Annotated in this window: 10 protein-coding genes; 5 read left to right on the top strand and 5 right to left on the bottom strand. The window is 55.2% G+C overall.

All coding sequences use genetic code 11. From position 1 onward, the window contains the following. Positions 1-56 precede the first annotated feature (56 nt). Genes WD071_RS17220 through gcvH form a run of 3 tightly spaced genes read right to left on the bottom strand, consistent with a single transcriptional unit; the run spans position 57 to position 4,873 of the window. Positions 57-1,565 (bottom strand): L-serine ammonia-lyase, encoded by a 1,509-nt coding sequence (locus tag WD071_RS17220; RefSeq protein ID WP_368049641.1) that lies wholly within the window; start codon positions 1,563-1,565, stop codon positions 57-59. Further along, positions 1,552-4,503 (bottom strand): aminomethyl-transferring glycine dehydrogenase, encoded by a 2,952-nt coding sequence (gcvP, locus tag WD071_RS17215; protein WP_368049640.1) that lies wholly within the window; start codon positions 4,501-4,503, stop codon positions 1,552-1,554. Before gcvP ends, WD071_RS17220 begins: the two co-directional genes overlap by 14 nt. Beyond that, entirely contained in the window at positions 4,478-4,873 is a 396-nt protein-coding gene (gene gcvH, locus WD071_RS17210) for a glycine cleavage system protein GcvH (protein WP_368049639.1), read from the bottom strand. The genes gcvP and gcvH overlap by 26 nt, the downstream gene beginning before the upstream one ends. 412 nt (positions 4,874-5,285) lie before the next feature. On the opposite strand from gcvH, the gene WD071_RS17205 reads away from it, so the two are divergent. Next, entirely contained in the window at positions 5,286-6,326 is a 1,041-nt protein-coding gene (locus tag WD071_RS17205; RefSeq protein WP_368049638.1) for a ParB/RepB/Spo0J family partition protein, read from the top strand. 30 nt (positions 6,327-6,356) lie between these two features. Here WD071_RS17205 and WD071_RS17200 read toward each other — a convergent pair whose 3' ends face one another. Then, the gene (locus WD071_RS17200) at positions 6,357-6,941 is read right to left on the bottom strand and encodes a DUF3299 domain-containing protein (RefSeq protein ID WP_368049637.1); all 585 of its coding nucleotides are present in this window, start codon (positions 6,939-6,941) and stop codon (positions 6,357-6,359) included. Between the two features lie 146 nt (positions 6,942-7,087). Between WD071_RS17200 and WD071_RS17195 the strand changes: the two genes are divergently transcribed. From WD071_RS17195 to WD071_RS17180, 4 genes are all read left to right on the top strand, one after another. Continuing rightward, positions 7,088-7,783 (top strand): ABC transporter ATP-binding protein, encoded by a 696-nt coding sequence (locus tag WD071_RS17195; protein WP_368049636.1) that lies wholly within the window; start codon positions 7,088-7,090, stop codon positions 7,781-7,783. Then, positions 7,770-9,125, top strand: a complete 1,356-nt coding sequence (locus tag WD071_RS17190; protein WP_368049635.1) for an ABC transporter permease — start codon at positions 7,770-7,772, stop codon at positions 9,123-9,125. The genes WD071_RS17195 and WD071_RS17190 overlap by 14 nt, the downstream gene beginning before the upstream one ends. Before the next feature lie 280 nt (positions 9,126-9,405). After that, the gene (locus WD071_RS17185) at positions 9,406-11,052 is read left to right on the top strand and encodes a peptidase dimerization domain-containing protein (protein WP_368049634.1); all 1,647 of its coding nucleotides are present in this window, start codon (positions 9,406-9,408) and stop codon (positions 11,050-11,052) included. A 90-nt stretch (positions 11,053-11,142) separates the two neighbouring features. Next, positions 11,143-12,792: a peptidase dimerization domain-containing protein gene (locus WD071_RS17180; protein ID WP_368049633.1), complete on the top strand. Its 1,650-nt coding sequence runs from the start codon at positions 11,143-11,145 to the stop codon at positions 12,790-12,792. Positions 12,793-12,992: 200 nt separating this feature from the next. On the opposite strand, the gene WD071_RS17175 is transcribed toward WD071_RS17180, so the two are convergent. After that, positions 12,993-15,452, bottom strand: coding sequence for a zinc-dependent metalloprotease (locus tag WD071_RS17175; protein WP_368049632.1), 2,460 nt, complete (start codon positions 15,450-15,452; stop codon positions 12,993-12,995). Between the last annotated feature and the right edge of the window lie 5 nt (positions 15,453-15,457).

Genomic DNA, 15,457 nt, shown 5'->3' with positions numbered 1-15,457 from the left:
GAAACACCGGTATCTGCGTAAATATGCTGTCAACACAGAACTGTTGACGTCGTCCGTCAGCACTCGCTCAGACTGGCAGGAATCGCAGTGGCCAGGCCGCCGTCGGAGGTTTCTTTGTACTTGTGGTTCATGTCCTGAGCGGTTTCCCACATGGTATGTATCACCGCATCCAGCGACACCCGCGCCTTATCCGGGCTGCCGGACAGTGCCAACTGGCTGGCAGTGATAGCCTTGATCGCACCCATGACATTGCGTTCGATGCAGGGTACCTGAACCAGCCCCCTGACCGGATCACAGGTCATCCCCAGGTGATGCTCCATAGCAATTTCGGCGGCCATCAGACATTGCGCCGCGCTGCCGCCTCGGCACTCCGTCAATGCAGCGGCGGCCATGGCCGAAGAAACACCGATCTCGGCCTGACACCCCCCCATGGCCGCAGAAATTGTGGCTCTTTTCTTGAACAGGCAGCCAATTTCCGAGGCCGTCAACAGGAATTTCACCGCCATAGCGTCGCTATCGTCAGGGTCATCAAATATCAACATGTACTGTAATACAGCAGGAATCACGCCGGCCGCGCCATTGGTTGGTGCTGTTACGACCCGTCCGAACGCCGCGTTCTGTTCATTAACTGCCAGTGCAAAGCAGCTAAGCCAGTCCAGCGTATAAGCAAACCCTTGCCCGCCGCTGGCAATGGCGATGCACCAGCTGTTGTAGTCAGGGCACTCGTTACCATTTAACAGACGCTGGTTGAGTCCGTACGCCCGGCGTTCGACACGCAACCCGCCGGGCAGTTCGCCGCCGATATGACAGCCTTTGAATATGCAGGTTCGCATCACTTCCCAGATAGCCAGTACCTGTTGTCGGGTTGCGTTCGGCTCGCGCCAGGCTTTCTCGTTTTCGGCCACCACGCCCGAGATTGACATACCGCTGCTGCAGCACCAGTCAGCCAGGTCTGCTGCGCACTCAATGGGGTATGGCAGCAGAACCAGTGTACTGCTTTGTTGATCCAGTTCCTGTTCATGACTGACAAAACCACCGCCAACCGAATAGTACACGTCAGTTATCGACGCACCACTCACAAGTTCAGCCACAAAACGCATGCCATTGGGGTGCCGGGGCAGCGATTCGTCATGACAGAATACAAGGTCAGTATAGGGATCGAATGCCAATGACTGTACACCGCCAAAGCGAAAGATTTTTTGCTGACGGATACTATCGATGACGCTGCCCAGACTATCAAGATTGCAAGTCACCGGATCTTCATCACACAGCCCCATCAGAATAGCGATATCAGTGCCATGTCCTTTACCTGTTTTAGCGAGGGAGCCGTACAGGAAAACCTTTACCTGGCTAACGCGGTGACCGCCTGCCAACACTGTCGCCACAAAACGACGGGCAGCGACCCAGGGCCCTAGTGTATGAGAACTGCTGGGGCCCACACCCACTTTGAACATGTCCAGAACTGAAATCGATTCCCGGAACACGACTTCTCGTCCTGACTTGCCAGGCAGGTCACAATGTCGCCAGGGCGTGCGCGCCGGGGCAAATCCGTCAGCGATAGACATCAGTATCCGGGCAACTGCACAGCAACACCCGGTCCCCGTGCACATTGTTAATACGGTTTACCGGTGGCCAGTACTTGTTTTCATGCAGCCAGGGCAGGGGAAATACTGCCTGCGCTTTACTGTAGGGTTTATTCCAGCCTTCATCCATGATGTCCGCCAGCGTGTGCGGCGCATTCTTCAACGGGTTATTGTCGCGCGCCATGTCACCACGCTCTATGGCTGCTATTTCCTCCCGAATGAAGAGCATGGCGTCGATGAACCGATCAAGTTCGGCCAATGATTCGCTCTCGGTGGGCTCAATCATCAACGTACCAGCGACCGGGAATGACATGGTGGGCGCATGAAAACCAAAGTCCATCAATCGCTTCGCAACATCCTCGTCCGAGACGCCGGAACTCTCCTTCAACGCGCGCAGGTCAACAATGCATTCATGAGCAACCAGACCTTTGTTGCCGGTATAAAGAATCGGATACTGGTCCGATAGCCGACTGGCGATGTAGTTGGCATTCAGAATTGCCACCTGCGTCGCCCGCAGCAAACCTTGCTCGCCCATCATGCTGATGTACATCCATGAAATTGGCAGAATGCTGGCGCTACCCCAGGGCGCAGCAGACACCGCAGAATTGCCTATCCAGCTTTTGCCTGACGATACAACGCAGTGGTCCGGCAAAAAAGGTACCAGGTGTTTCTTGACACCGATTGGGCCCATGCCGGGCCCACCGCCACCATGAGGTATGCAGAAGGTTTTGTGCAAATTGACGTGTGCGACATCGGCACCAATGTCACCTGGACGCGTGATGGCGACCTGAGCGTTCATGTTGGCGCCATCCATGTATACCTGGCCGCCACACGCGTGGACCATCTGGCACACTTCTTTGACAGAGACTTCGTAAACGCCGTGCGTTGACGGATAGGTCAGCATCAGCGCCGCCACTCTGGGACCGAATTTTGCGATCTTTTCACGCAGATCGCCGGTATCAATGTTGCCGTCTTCATCGCATTCGACAATCACGACTTGCATGCCAATCATCTGTGCACTGGCCGGATTGGTGCCGTGTGCAGACTGGGGAATCAGACAAATGTCACGCTGCTTCTGGTCAATACTGTCCAGATACTTGCGTATGGTCAGTAACCCGGCGTACTCACCTTGCGCACCCGAATTCGGCTGCATGCTTACCGTATGAAAACCGGTAATTTCAGCCAGCATGGACTCCAGATCAGCGATCATGGCCACATAACCGGACACCTGCTCCAACGGCACGAACGGATGTGGCTGGCTGAACTCCGGCCACAGTATCGGCGTCATTTCTGCCGCCGCATTCAGCTTCATGGTGCAGGACCCCAATGCGATCATGGAGTGGTTCAGTGCGATATCCCGACCTTCCAGCCGTCGAAGATAACGCATCATATCGGTTTCGCTGTGGTAACTGTTGAAAAAGGCATGTTGCAGGTAGGAGGATTGGCGCACCGTTTCAGCCGGTATACCGCCTGAAACCCCGTGCGCAACAATCTTTGCGTCCAGGTTCTCAACACAAAGACTGCTGGCCTTGTCTCCCAATAAAACCTGCCACAACCGGACGACGTCAGCAGTCGTAGTGCATTCATCCAGGCTGACCCCCAGTTGGGTGCCTGCCGGGCAATCCAGGCGCAGATTGATGCCGGCCGCTTTGGCACGATGCATGGCCGCCTCGCCGTCGCGGACATCAAAATGCAGCGTCAGAGTATCGAACCACGTTGTGTTGTGCGGCACGAGGCCACTGTCGATCAACCCCTGGGCCAGGATACTGGTCAGTCGATGCACGCGTTCGGCAATACGTCTGATGCCCTCAGGTCCATGGTACATTGCGTACAACACCGCGACATTGGCGAGTAAAACCTGTGAGGTGCAAATATTGCTGTTGGCCCGCTCGCGACGGATATGCTGCTCTCGGGTCTGCAATGCCATGCGCAGTCCCACCTTGCCTCGGGAGTCCACCGACACCCCGATGATGCGACCTGGCACTGCGCGCTTGTAGGCATCACGCACGGCAAAGAATGCGGCGTGGGGCCCACCGTAGCCCATGGGTACACCAAAGCGCTGGCTGCTCCCCACCACGACGTCAGCGCCCATTTCGCCCGGCGGCTTCAGTAGTGCAAGGCTCAGCAGGTCAGTCGCCACGACCGCAATCCCTCCCTGCGCGTGAACTGCTTCTATGCTTGAGGTCGGGTCTGTCACCTGCCCCATGCTGCCCGGATACTGCAGCAATACGCCGAACACATCATGCTCAACCATTGTGCCTATATCATCGACAACTATATCGATGCCAAAACCACGGGCGCGCGTGCGAACCACGTCTATTGTCTGCGGGAAACAACGCTTGTCGACAAAGAAGGTATTACTGGCCCGGTTGGTTGCCACTCGGCGGGCCAGCGCCATGCCTTCGGCCGCGGCCGTAGCTTCATCCAACAATGAGGCGTTGGCAATGTCCATGGCCGTCATATCGAGGATCATTTGTTGAAAATTAAGCAGACACTCCAGCCGCCCCTGAGATATTTCCGGTTGATACGGTGTGTATGCCGTGTACCAGCCCGGGTTCTCCAGCACATTGCGCTGAATGACGCCTGGCGTTTTGCTCGGGTAGTAGCCCATCCCGATAAATGAACGCATCAGGCTGTCGTCAGCGACAAGACTCTTCAGTTTCTCCAGCGCGGCACTTTCCGTCATCGGTCCCGTCAGACTCAGTGCCCGGGCCATACGTATGTTGGCCGGAACCGTCGCGTTCACCAGCGCCTCCAGCGAATCGTAGCCGATCTGGCTCAGCATCTGCTGTTGCTCAAATTCATCCGGGCCTATGTGCCGCCTGATGAATTCGCCGGCGTGTTCAAGCTGCGTCAATGACGGGCGTTTTGACGTTGCCCTGGACTCATGCCAGTTACGAAAATGCAGAATCGTGCTCATCCTGATAAACCTCCCCGTCCATTAGTTCATCCAGCTCAGTGGCATCGTCCAGTTGCATACTGAACAGCCAGCCACGTTCAAGAGGAGACTCATTTATCAGCTCTGGCGAGTTCACGACGTCATCGTTAACCTTCAGGATCACCCCCGACACCGGTGCGTAGACATCTGACGCTGCCTTCACCGATTCAATCACAGCGATACTTTCCTGGCGCTTGACGCAGGTGCCGGGTGCCGGTAATTCCACAAACACTACGTCACCCAACAGGCTTTGTGCATGAGCGCTGATTCCGACAATCGCCGTACCAGCATTTTCTTCCCGCACCCACTCATGGGTTTTCGCATACTTAAGCCTGCCTACTTGTATGGTCACGATGATTTCATACCCTCCGTCAGTTCTACAGATCAGATTTTTAATAACGAAAAGCAACATACATACCAACTAAAATTATGGCGTGATATTTTGACTACTGTTCATACCAGTATTAGATCCCGTTTGCGCACACACAAACGGACACCATTGCCAGGACCTGGTCGGCGACAGCAGGATGTCCATCAGGTGAAAAACGCCGTTACACGGCATTCGGTAGTGCGATGGCGGTCAAATCTCCCCTTCTTGGTGCCTGTTGCTTACGCATGCGTAATTTTTCAGCGCTCCGGATCCGGAGTTTCGGGCAGAAAGAGCCGAAAACCTGAGGACAACCCCGGCCAATATCGTCTTGGCCTGTTTTATGCAGGCATTTAGAAGCATCACGCTCTGACTCTGACAACCCCGGGATAAGGTAATGAGATCACTCGCGAGCGATAATTCAGACGATATTCAGAATATTCAAGGTACCTCCAACTCAGCCAGGTCGCACAGAACGTCCCGGATGATATTGAGTGTCAGCGTCGATGAGGTGGAGTCCAAGCCTCAGGTCAGACAGGAATTTCGCAACATTGATTCCCTGGCCGATTCTCTGCTGACTGAAGGACAACAAACCCCCATCATTGTTTCTCCACGCAATGATCAGGGTAAGTATGTCATTCAGAAAGGCGAGCGACGCTGGCGTGCCTGCAAACACGCGGGCATTGCCGAGATCGACATCATTGTTAACGACAAGGCCCAAAGTCTTCTGGACGAAACTGCCGGCGAACTGATTGAAAACATTCAGCGAGACAACCTGACTGCGCTGGAGATCGCCAAGGCTCTGCAACGTTTTGTCGACGACGACTGGAAGCAGGTGGACATTGCCAAACGGCTGGGCAAGTCCACCAAATTTGTCAGCTCGCACCTCGGCCTGTTGCGGCTACCGGAGTGTGTCAAGGAGATTTATGATAAAGGTCTTTGCGCCGACACGGACACGTTGAACATCCTTCGCCAATTGCATGAACTGTCCCCCGCCAAATGCATCGAACTATGCGCCGAAGCTGCTAGCCGGGGCATTTATCGCCAGCGCGCACGGGATGTGCTTAACGAAACCTATATCCAGATTGACAAAGAGGAACATGAAAGCCCCTACACCGGATGGGCATCCAGACGACGCGACAACAGCTCGGGACATCAGGATCCCAGTTTTACTGATGCGGATTACTGGAATCCGGTAACGCCCGACGCCCTGATCTTTGTCGTCAGCGTCACTCGGGGGAGATATAACAAAGTCAGAGGAATACTGTTGACTGACCGCGTTGCCCCTGACGGGGGAAGGGTATGGCTGAAGGCTCAGGGTAAGCACGCAGATGAAGGTATCATCTGCGTCAATGTTGCTGATCTGAACATTATCAGTCTGACTGACTGTCAACCTGACTACCAACCAGACCGCCAACCAGACTGTCTACCCGAATAACAACCTGATGGTGAAATGCACCGGCGGCAATTATCGCCGCCGGTATTCTGTAACGGAGTCCGCATGTATCGAATAGGCCGAAATTCCGATTTCGTTATACGTCATCGATATCTCCATCTCACCGGAGATCACATACGGCTCGTAGATGGACGGCAAATCGTAACCGGAGTCCAGGGTAACGTGAATGATCTGATTGGGTGGCGGTGCCGGCGTGTGAATGCAGGCGCCGAAATAGGGCACCAGAAAGAACTCAGTCACCCGCCTGTCTTCGTTGTACTCAAGCGGCACAATAAACCCGGGCAACCGCACACGTTCACCATCCAGAGTCTCGACAACCTCAACCGACTGCCAGACATCCGATGCCTGGGCGTCACTGTAAATGTCATCGCGCCCCGCACCCAGTGCGGCCTGCGCCCCACCCTCTTCGGGTTCATGCTGCTGGATGGGCTGCGCCATCAAGGCCTGCCGGTCAGCTTCGGTCAGCAGGTCCAGCCAGTCCAGTTCCCGGTAGGTATCAGCCAGCACCATGGGTGTGCAAAGAAGACAGATCAATGCTGTCCACAAGCACAACACCCTGTCCGGTTTTATCGTCGAAAATTCACCAAGTTGATTCATATGGCAGACCTTTTGCTTGATAGCGATGTTTGTGAACACATTTATTCAGGGAGCACCCACTGAGTCATGCAAAACGCTTTCCAAGTATTTCCTGAATCTTCATGGTGCCTGTCAATCGACCTGGCAGGCATCCGGGGAGCTCACTAATGGGCAATGTTGTCGCGTTAAACGATCTGTGCTTTACCTGGCCCGGTGCGGATAAACCGGTGCTGACTGTGCCACAGTTCACCCTCTCAAATGACCGAAGCGTATTTCTGCTGGGCGCTTCGGGTTCCGGAAAATCCACACTACTTAAAATAATTGGTGGCCTGATGCTGCCGGATACGGGCACCGTCGAGGTGCTCAATACCAACCTTGCCCGATTGAGCAATCGCCAGCGTGATACGTTCCGGGCGCAAAACATAGGGTTCATCTTCCAGCAGTTCAACCTGATACCGTACCTTGATATTTACACCAACATTCTCGTTTCAGCTTCGCTGACCGGAATGAAGACGTCTGTGTTCCGCAACAAAGTGGAAGACATCATGGCATCCCTGTCACTGGCACCGGCGCTACTGTCGCGCCGGGCCGACCAGCTCAGTGCCGGGCAACAGCAGCGCGCCGCGATTGCGCGCGCGATAATCAATGATCCTTCTCTGATTATCGCCGATGAACCTACCTCGGCGCTGGATGAAGAGACCAGAGACAACTTTATACGCTTACTCTTGTCCACTCGCGAACGCAGCGGCGCGTCCATTATTTTTGTTAGCCACGACCGGCAACTGATACCACATTTTGATCACGTCCAGCGCATTGCTGATCTCAATAAAGCCGCGCAGCGGAGTGAACATGATGCTGTTTAACCTTGCGTGGAAAAGCCTGTTGGAACGTCGGGTGAGTGTGTTTCTGACTATTGTCACGATCTGCATCAGCGTTTTCATTGCCGCCGGTGTGGCGCATGTTCGCAACCAGGCACAAAGCAGCTTCGACCGTACAATCTCCGGTGTCGATCTTATCATCGGCCCACGAACCAGTCAGATTAACCTGATGTTGTATTCCGTGTTCAGGATTGGTTACCCGGGAAATGGTATCTCCTGGGAGAGCTTCGAACTGATCAAGAGCGACAATCGTGTCGCCTGGATCATTCCGGTTTCACTGGGCGACTCGCATCAGGGATTCAGGGTGGTTGGCACCAATAATGACTATTTTGAACACTATCAGTTCGGACAGCGGCAGAGTCTGGCATTCGACAGTGGCGGTGTGTTCGCATCGGTTCATGATGCTGTCATTGGTGCCGATGTCGCACGCGAGCTGGGCTATCAAACCGGTGACACGCTGACCCTGTCTCACGGCGTTGGCACCACCAGCTTCCAGAACCACGACAATGTGCAATTCACTGTATCCGGCATTCTGACGGCCACGGGCACGCCTGTTGATCAGGCGGTGCATGTAACCCTGCAGGGGCTTGAGTCGGCACATGGCAATGTCGCGACTCATCAACACGCAGTAGACGAAGAAGACTATGAACACGAGCACGGGCATGAGCACGAGCACGATGAAGACCATGCGCATGAAGAAGATACGCATGCGAAACATTTGCAATCCGGGTCTGCCGCCGCCCCTGATACATTCTCCAGTGTAGCGAACGCTGTGCAACCCTCCCAGATCACGGCCGCATTTGTCGGCCTGCACAACCGCGCAGCGGTGTTTGCCCTGCAACAGGCGGTAAACGAATATCCGTCGGAACCGTTGACCGGGGCTCTGCCCGGGGTCGCACTGGCCGAGTTATGGCAAATGATGGGTATGGTAGAGAACATACTGCTGGTCATCTCGGTACTGGTGTTGATTTCCTCGCTGACAGGACTCTCCACTATGCTACTGTCTTCGATGCGCGAGCGTCGCCACGAAATTTTCCTGTACCGCGCGGTAGGCATGCCATCGCGTTCGATATTATTGCTGGTGGAAGCCGAAGCCGTGCTTATCACTGCGCTAGGCATATTGTCCGGCTTTGCGCTACTGTTTTTGGTCACCTCCGCAGGTCAGGATTTTCTCAGCATGCGCTTTGGTATTTTCATAAGCCAGAACCCGATCAATCAGCAAAGCCTTTTCTTCGCCCTTGTTATCCTGGTGGTCGCTGCCTTGCTGGCATTGATCCCTGCGATCAGCGCCTATCGCAGTTCTCTGGGAAGCCAGCTAACGACATAGACTGCACAATCAGACAACAAATATACCGGCTGCGCTTTAATATGGTGCCGGTGTTTTATACCGCCTCCCGTACCTGATTAATCAGTTCATAACGTAAAGCTCTTTTTATCCACCAAAAATCTCGCCATCACGCTTTTCTGCTGCATCGTCTTCCGCTAGCCATAATTTTCAGTTTATCAATAGCGTTACTTATACATCTGGTACAGATCATGCTTTATCAATGACAGGCATACGCCTTTACTAACGATAACCGCGGTCTTGATGTGACCAGGAGAGACATATGATTGGACAACGTAAACTTTTTGGCAGGCCACCGATCCGGCAACGGGCGTTGGCCGCAGCCGTCGCTGCGACCATGTTTTTGTCATCACTGGCAGCTGCGCAAGACATTACTGAACTTAAAGAATCGGCGATGGATCTGGTCGATCAGCGCGCCAAGCTGGTTCAGGAGATGGTGGATTCCATCTTTTCATTCGCGGAGCCCGGGTTTCAGGAGTTTGAAACTTCAGCCTACATTACCAATATTCTGGAAGAGAACGGCTTTGAGATTGTACAAGGCATTGCCGGCATCCCCACCGCCTGGACAGCGACCTGGAAAAATGGCGACGGCGGCCCCAAGATTGGCCTGGGCAGTGACATCGATGGCCTGCTGGGCCTGTCCCAGATCCCCGGCCAACCCACCATCGAGCCACTGGTGCGCGGCGCACCCGGGCACGGTGAAGGCCACAACTCCGGCATGCCTGCCATGGTTGCCGCCGCGCTCAGTGTCAAAGAACTGATGCTTGAGCACGATATCGAAGGTGAATTGATGTTGTGGCCCGGTGTGGCCGAAGAGCTGCTGGCGACCAAGGCATTCTTTGTACGTGACGGCATTTTTGATGATGTCGACGCCAATATCTTCACCCATGTATCACGCTCGCTGTCGACCTCGTGGGGCCCGTCCGGTGGCAATGGCATGGTGTCCGTGGAGTACTCTTTCGAAGGTAGTACGTCACACGCGGCAGGCGCCCCCTGGGCTGGCCGCAGCGCACTGGACGCCGTGGAAATCATGAACATTTCCTGGAACATGCGCCGTGAGCATTTGCCACTGACTCAACGCTCACACTACGTCATCACCAATGGCGGCGGTCAGCCGAATATCGTCCCGGGCGAGGCCTCGGTCTGGTACTTTTTCCGTGATACCACGTTTGAGGGCATCCGTAATCTGTTCGAGATTGGCAATACGATCTCCGAAGCGGCTGCCATGGCCAGTGGCACTGAAGTTACGCGACGGGTATTGGGATACGCGGCACCACAGCATGGTAACCGCCCCATGGCCGAAGCTGCTCACAAGAATTTTATGATTGTCGGCCATCCAAAGTGGAGTGAGGACGATATCGCCTTTGCGAATGCCATCAAGCGTGAAACCACGACCTCCTTTGTTCCCTATATGAACAGGGGGACGGATGAAGACGAAGAGCTGCTGGCAACCGACATTGAGCCCTTGCGCGATCCGCTGCCACCCGGTTCGGCCCGTGGCGGCGGATCGGATGACATCGGTGACATCATGTGGAACGTGCCCACCATCACCATCCGTTATCCATCCAATGTGCCTTACACCACCGGCCATCACGTCACTGCGGCCATGGCCATGGCGACACCCATCGCGCACAAGGGCGCCGTTGCCGGTGCCAAGGCGGTGGCTCTGACCACGCTGGATTTGCTCACTGATCCCTCGCTTGTCGCCGCTGCCAGGGACTACTTTGAAAATGAGCAGCTGCAGGGCATGTCGTACGATCCGGTACTCACCGAAGATGACATGCCAGGCATTCATTTGAACAAGGAAATCATGGATCAGATGCGACCCTTGATGCGCGAGTTCTACTACGACCCCAGTCGTTATGACTCCTACCTTGAACAGTTGGGGATTGAGTATCCGCCACAGTAAAAAAGCAGGGCGGCAAAAGGGAGCGATGCGTCATCGCTCCCTTTTTCTCGTGCCTGAATTTACCCACCATGTATTCTCCGGGAGACAGCAATGACTGCAAAATCGAAACCTGACGAGCGACCTTCGGGGCGGCGAACCTTATTGGCCACCGCCATTGCCACCGCTTTGTTAATGCCGACACTGACCACCGCCCAGAACATCAACGAGTTAAAAGAATCTGCCATGGCACAGGTCGACCAGCGTGCCAAACTTGTCCAGGAAATGGTGGATTCGATTTTTGCATTTGCCGAGCCCGGCTTTCAGGAATTCGAAACATCCGCTTACCTGACCGGCATCCTTGACGCCAATGGATTTGAAATAGTGGAAGGCATCTCGGGTATACCGACTGCGTGGACGGCCACCTGGCGACACGGCGTGGGCGGACCCAAAATTGCCCTGGGCAGCGACATTGATGGTCTGTTGGGGCTGTCGCAGAAACCTGGCGTTGCCACCATTGAACCGCTGATTCCCGGCGCTCCGGGTCACGGTGAAGGTCATAACTCCGGTATGCCGGCGATGGTTGCGGCGGCACTGGCCGTGCAGGAAATCATGGTACGCCAGAACATACCCGGCGAACTGATGTTGTGGCCCGGCGTTGCTGAAGAACTGCTGGCGACCAAAGCCTTTTATGTGCGAGATGGCGTGTTTGCGGACGTGGATGCCAATATCTTTACCCACGTTTCGCGTAATCTCGGTACTTCCTGGGGGCCGTCCGGCGCCAGCGGCCTGGTGTCCGTCGAGTATTCATTTGCCGGCAGCACGTCACACGCAGCCGGTGCTCCCTGGGCCGGTCGCAGCTCACTGGACGCCGTCGAAATCATGAACATCGCGTGGAATATGCGGCGCGAGCATCTGCCATTAAGTCACCGTTCGCATTACGTGATTACCAACGGTGGCGGGCAGCCAAATATCGTACCGGGGGAAGCATCGGTATGGTATTACTTTCGCGATACGTCGTTTGAAGGCATCCGGCAGTTGTTTGAGATTGGCAATACCATCTCTGAAGCGGCGGCAATGGCGAGCGGCACGGAGGTGAGTCGACGTGTTCTGGGATACGCGGCCCCCATGCACGGCAACCGGCCCATGGCGGAAGCTGCGCACAAGAATTTTCAGCTTGTCGGTCTGCCGGAATGGAGTGAAGATGATATCGCCTTCGCGCGCGCAATAAAGCGTGAAAGCACAACGTCATTCGTGCCTTACATGGCAGCGGGTAGCAACGATGACGATGACATCATTCTGGCGACTGAGATCCCGCCGCTGCGTGAGCCGCGACCGCAGGCTTCAAGTCTCGGCGGCCCGTCTGATGATATTGGTGACGTGATGTGGACAGTGCCTACCATTACCATCAGCTATCCATCCAATGTGCCAAACACCACCACTCACCATGTCACCGCTGCCATGGCCATGGCGACACCGATCGCACACAAGGGTGCTGTGGCTGGTGCCAAGGCAGTTGCGCTGACCGTACTTGACCTGATGACCGACACTGAGTTGCTGGCAGCCGCCAAGGATTATTTTCATAATGAACAATTGCAGGGCATGAGCTATGACCCGGTGCTCACTGAAAATGACCAACCGGCCATCCATCTAAACAAGGAAATCATGGATCAAATGCGGCCGCTGATGCGCGAGTATTACTACGACCCAAGCCGCTTTGACTCGTATCTGGAACAGTTGGGGGTTGAGTACCCGCCACAATAATCCTGTGGCGGAGCGGGTGATCCGGCTTGCCGGCTTTGCTGCCCCCTGGGCTGTGCTTGAGCCGGGCGCCGCTCAGGGATCCGAGCAACGCCACTGACGCTCTCTACGTGGGAACATGTGTTCGCTGTCCCAGGTTACATTTCATTTGCCTGTGATACCCACGGGACTGGCCGGGCATTCCGCATTCAGGGCAAACCCGATCACAGGGGTGGCCCTGGATACACCGGATAACGGGAGCGCGGACGCTCACCCCAGGTTGCGGTCACTGACTCGGGCGCATATGCAACCGGATCGCTCAGATAGCGCTCAATATCTGCCGCTGCCTGCCGCAAATATGCTGACGTTAACGGATTGTCCGCATTCATGGAGCTCAATTCCTGCCCGAGATCCGCCAGCGTCACCAGCGCGTAGCTGCGTGCTTCCGGTGCGCTGTCTTCACTTGCGCCCAGAATCATCAATGCATTCAACATGACGCCCTGTTTGACCCGCTGCAAGGCCTGAACAGACCTGTCGCCGGATATCGACTCGTCCCAGGTATTCTCCATCAGCAAGGTAACCAGTTCTGGCAGCGTGACGGTATCAGGCTCGCGCTGCTCAAAAGCGACCAGAATACTGGCCTTGTCCGGATGCAACAGAGGCTCAATCACCAGACTGGCGAGCACCCGCGCCACTTCCAGTTGATCGAAGTAGTCACTGCTCGACATATCTTCCATATTGGAGCCCGGGTGCACAGTCAAAAGCGGCAGCAGCTCATCGGGGACCTGCAGGCTGTCGGTTGAGATCGCGCTCATCAGCAGGGTCAGGACTTGCCGCTGTAAAGTGGCTGGCACAATACGGGTAGGTGCCAGGTCTTCGCCTTTCACGACAAAGTTCTGATACATACCCCCGACATACTTTTGACCGGATTCGATTGCCCAGCGGTGATGCAGATAGGACATCCAGAAACGCATGTCTCGAAGACTGCCGACTGGCTCACCGGGCAGGATATTGTCGATGCCATACTGCTCCATCATGATCTTGCGGGCGGCGATCGTTTCCTCCAGATACTCTACCGGCGAGTTGCGATCGTCATACCAGGTCCAACGCGGATCAGAGCTGGGCGTGTAAGTGACATTTTGTTCACGCATTTCCGCAATTATATTGTCCAAGCCATCGGCTTCTTGCCCCTCTGGGAAATCGGTATAGGCATAGCGCACCATGAACTTGTCGTAGATCCCTATGCCTGATGTGAAAGCCTCGGTCAGGTCCAGTTCGCCACCGGTGATCATCACCCGGGGAATCGGATAGTCCATCACCGACGCACGATCATTGGCGCTGGATGAAAAATTGTGACCAAAACCAAACGCATGACCCAGTTCGTGCGCGGTCAGATGCGCGTACCGCAATGTCACCATTGCTTCCTGGGCGGAAGGGATGTAACCACTGACGCCGTCCTGCTCCGAGGAAACCGGTACATAACTTTCCCAGAAATTAGCGACGGTTCGCATGCGATGAGAGTCCATGCGGGTCTTGGCACCCAGGATCTCGCCGGTTCGCGGGTCACGATAGGTACCACCGCTGGAGAAGCCGCGCTCATCACGGTCTATCCACAACAACCAGGCATAACGGATATCCATGGGGTCCATGTCAGGCGTCGGGTCTCGCACTTCAATGGCATTCAGGTAACCGGCTGCCTCGAATGCTTCGTTCCACCACAGCGCACCTTCGCGTGCAGCGCTGCGGATAGGTTCGGGCATGGCATTGTCCAGATATAAAACAATCGGTGTCACCGGCTCACTTAGTTCGGCATCGGGATCCTGTTTCTCCAGGCGCCATCGGGTCACCCAGGCTTCCTCTGTGGTTTCGTTAACCGCGTTGGCATGGTTTCTGAAATCCATACTGCTGACACCAATGCGCGGATCAGCCAGGCGCGGCTCGTAACCTTCAGGGGCTTTCAGAAAGGAATGGTGTATGCGCATGGTGAACGATGATGCATCCGGCGTCACATTGCGCACCACCACACCCGGGTTTTGCACACTAAAGGTGGCAATGGTTTCTATCTCGGTATTCTCGGGAAACGACTTCATACGCGTCGGATAGAAACCACTGCGACTGGCATCGTAGCGGAAGCTGCCCTGATTAACGCGGGTCATGCGAGTTTCGATACCTGCCGCGTCACGATAAAACAGAGGATTGGCGTCCACCAGCACTCGATCGCCCTCAATCGCCACGATGGGCAGGGCAGCAATAACGGAGCTGGCAAATGAATCCTCTACGTTTTGCTGCAGACTCGGAGAACCCTGCGGTGCCCGGTAGTCGATGTTCTGCTGCTCAACCATCACCCGGTTGCCCGAACGTTTGAAGTGAATGACACTGCTACCCATGATGCCCCGGTCCAGTGGCAGCTCAACCGAGCCACCACCTGTCGCCGCAGATACAAAGTACAGTACGTCCTGTTCGAATACCGGCACTTCCATCAGTACTTTACTGGTGGACTCGTCCCAGTAGAACGTGACAAATCCTTCATTCGTCTGCATGCCACTGACTGCCTCTGCCACGGAGCTGCCGACGCTCTGGGCGGTAGCAACCGGGCTCATCAATGTGCCTGCCATCAGCAGCAGCGCGCACAAGGCGCGATGCCACCACCGGGAACTCATTGGAACAAAAACAGAACATCTCATTATCG

This window comes from Pseudohongiella sp., from assembly GCF_040877505.1.
In the GTDB taxonomy this organism is placed as follows: Bacteria; Pseudomonadota; Gammaproteobacteria; order Pseudomonadales; family Pseudohongiellaceae; genus Pseudohongiella.
Note: the sequence above shows the minus strand (reverse complement) of the source record. Positions and strands in the feature narration are given on the sequence as shown.

What these genes read in the sequence shown, in the direction of transcription:
- WD071_RS17220 (WP_368049641.1), bottom strand. Translation starts at nt 1,565, where the DNA reads ATGTCTATCGCTGACGGATTTGCCCCGGCGCGCACGCCCTGGCGACAT.
- gcvP (WP_368049640.1), bottom strand. Translation starts at nt 4,503, where the DNA reads ATGAGCACGATTCTGCATTTTCGTAACTGGCATGAGTCCAGGGCAACG.
- WD071_RS17205 (WP_368049638.1), top strand. Translation starts at nt 5,286, where the DNA reads ATGAGATCACTCGCGAGCGATAATTCAGACGATATTCAGAATATTCAA.
- WD071_RS17200 (WP_368049637.1), bottom strand. Translation starts at nt 6,941, where the DNA reads ATGAATCAACTTGGTGAATTTTCGACGATAAAACCGGACAGGGTGTTG.
- WD071_RS17195 (WP_368049636.1), top strand. Translation starts at nt 7,088, where the DNA reads ATGGGCAATGTTGTCGCGTTAAACGATCTGTGCTTTACCTGGCCCGGT.
- WD071_RS17190 (WP_368049635.1), top strand. Translation starts at nt 7,770, where the DNA reads ATGATGCTGTTTAACCTTGCGTGGAAAAGCCTGTTGGAACGTCGGGTG.
- WD071_RS17185 (WP_368049634.1), top strand. Translation starts at nt 9,406, where the DNA reads ATGATTGGACAACGTAAACTTTTTGGCAGGCCACCGATCCGGCAACGG.
- WD071_RS17180 (WP_368049633.1), top strand. Translation starts at nt 11,143, where the DNA reads ATGACTGCAAAATCGAAACCTGACGAGCGACCTTCGGGGCGGCGAACC.
- WD071_RS17175 (WP_368049632.1), bottom strand. Translation starts at nt 15,452, where the DNA reads ATGAGATGTTCTGTTTTTGTTCCAATGAGTTCCCGGTGGTGGCATCGC.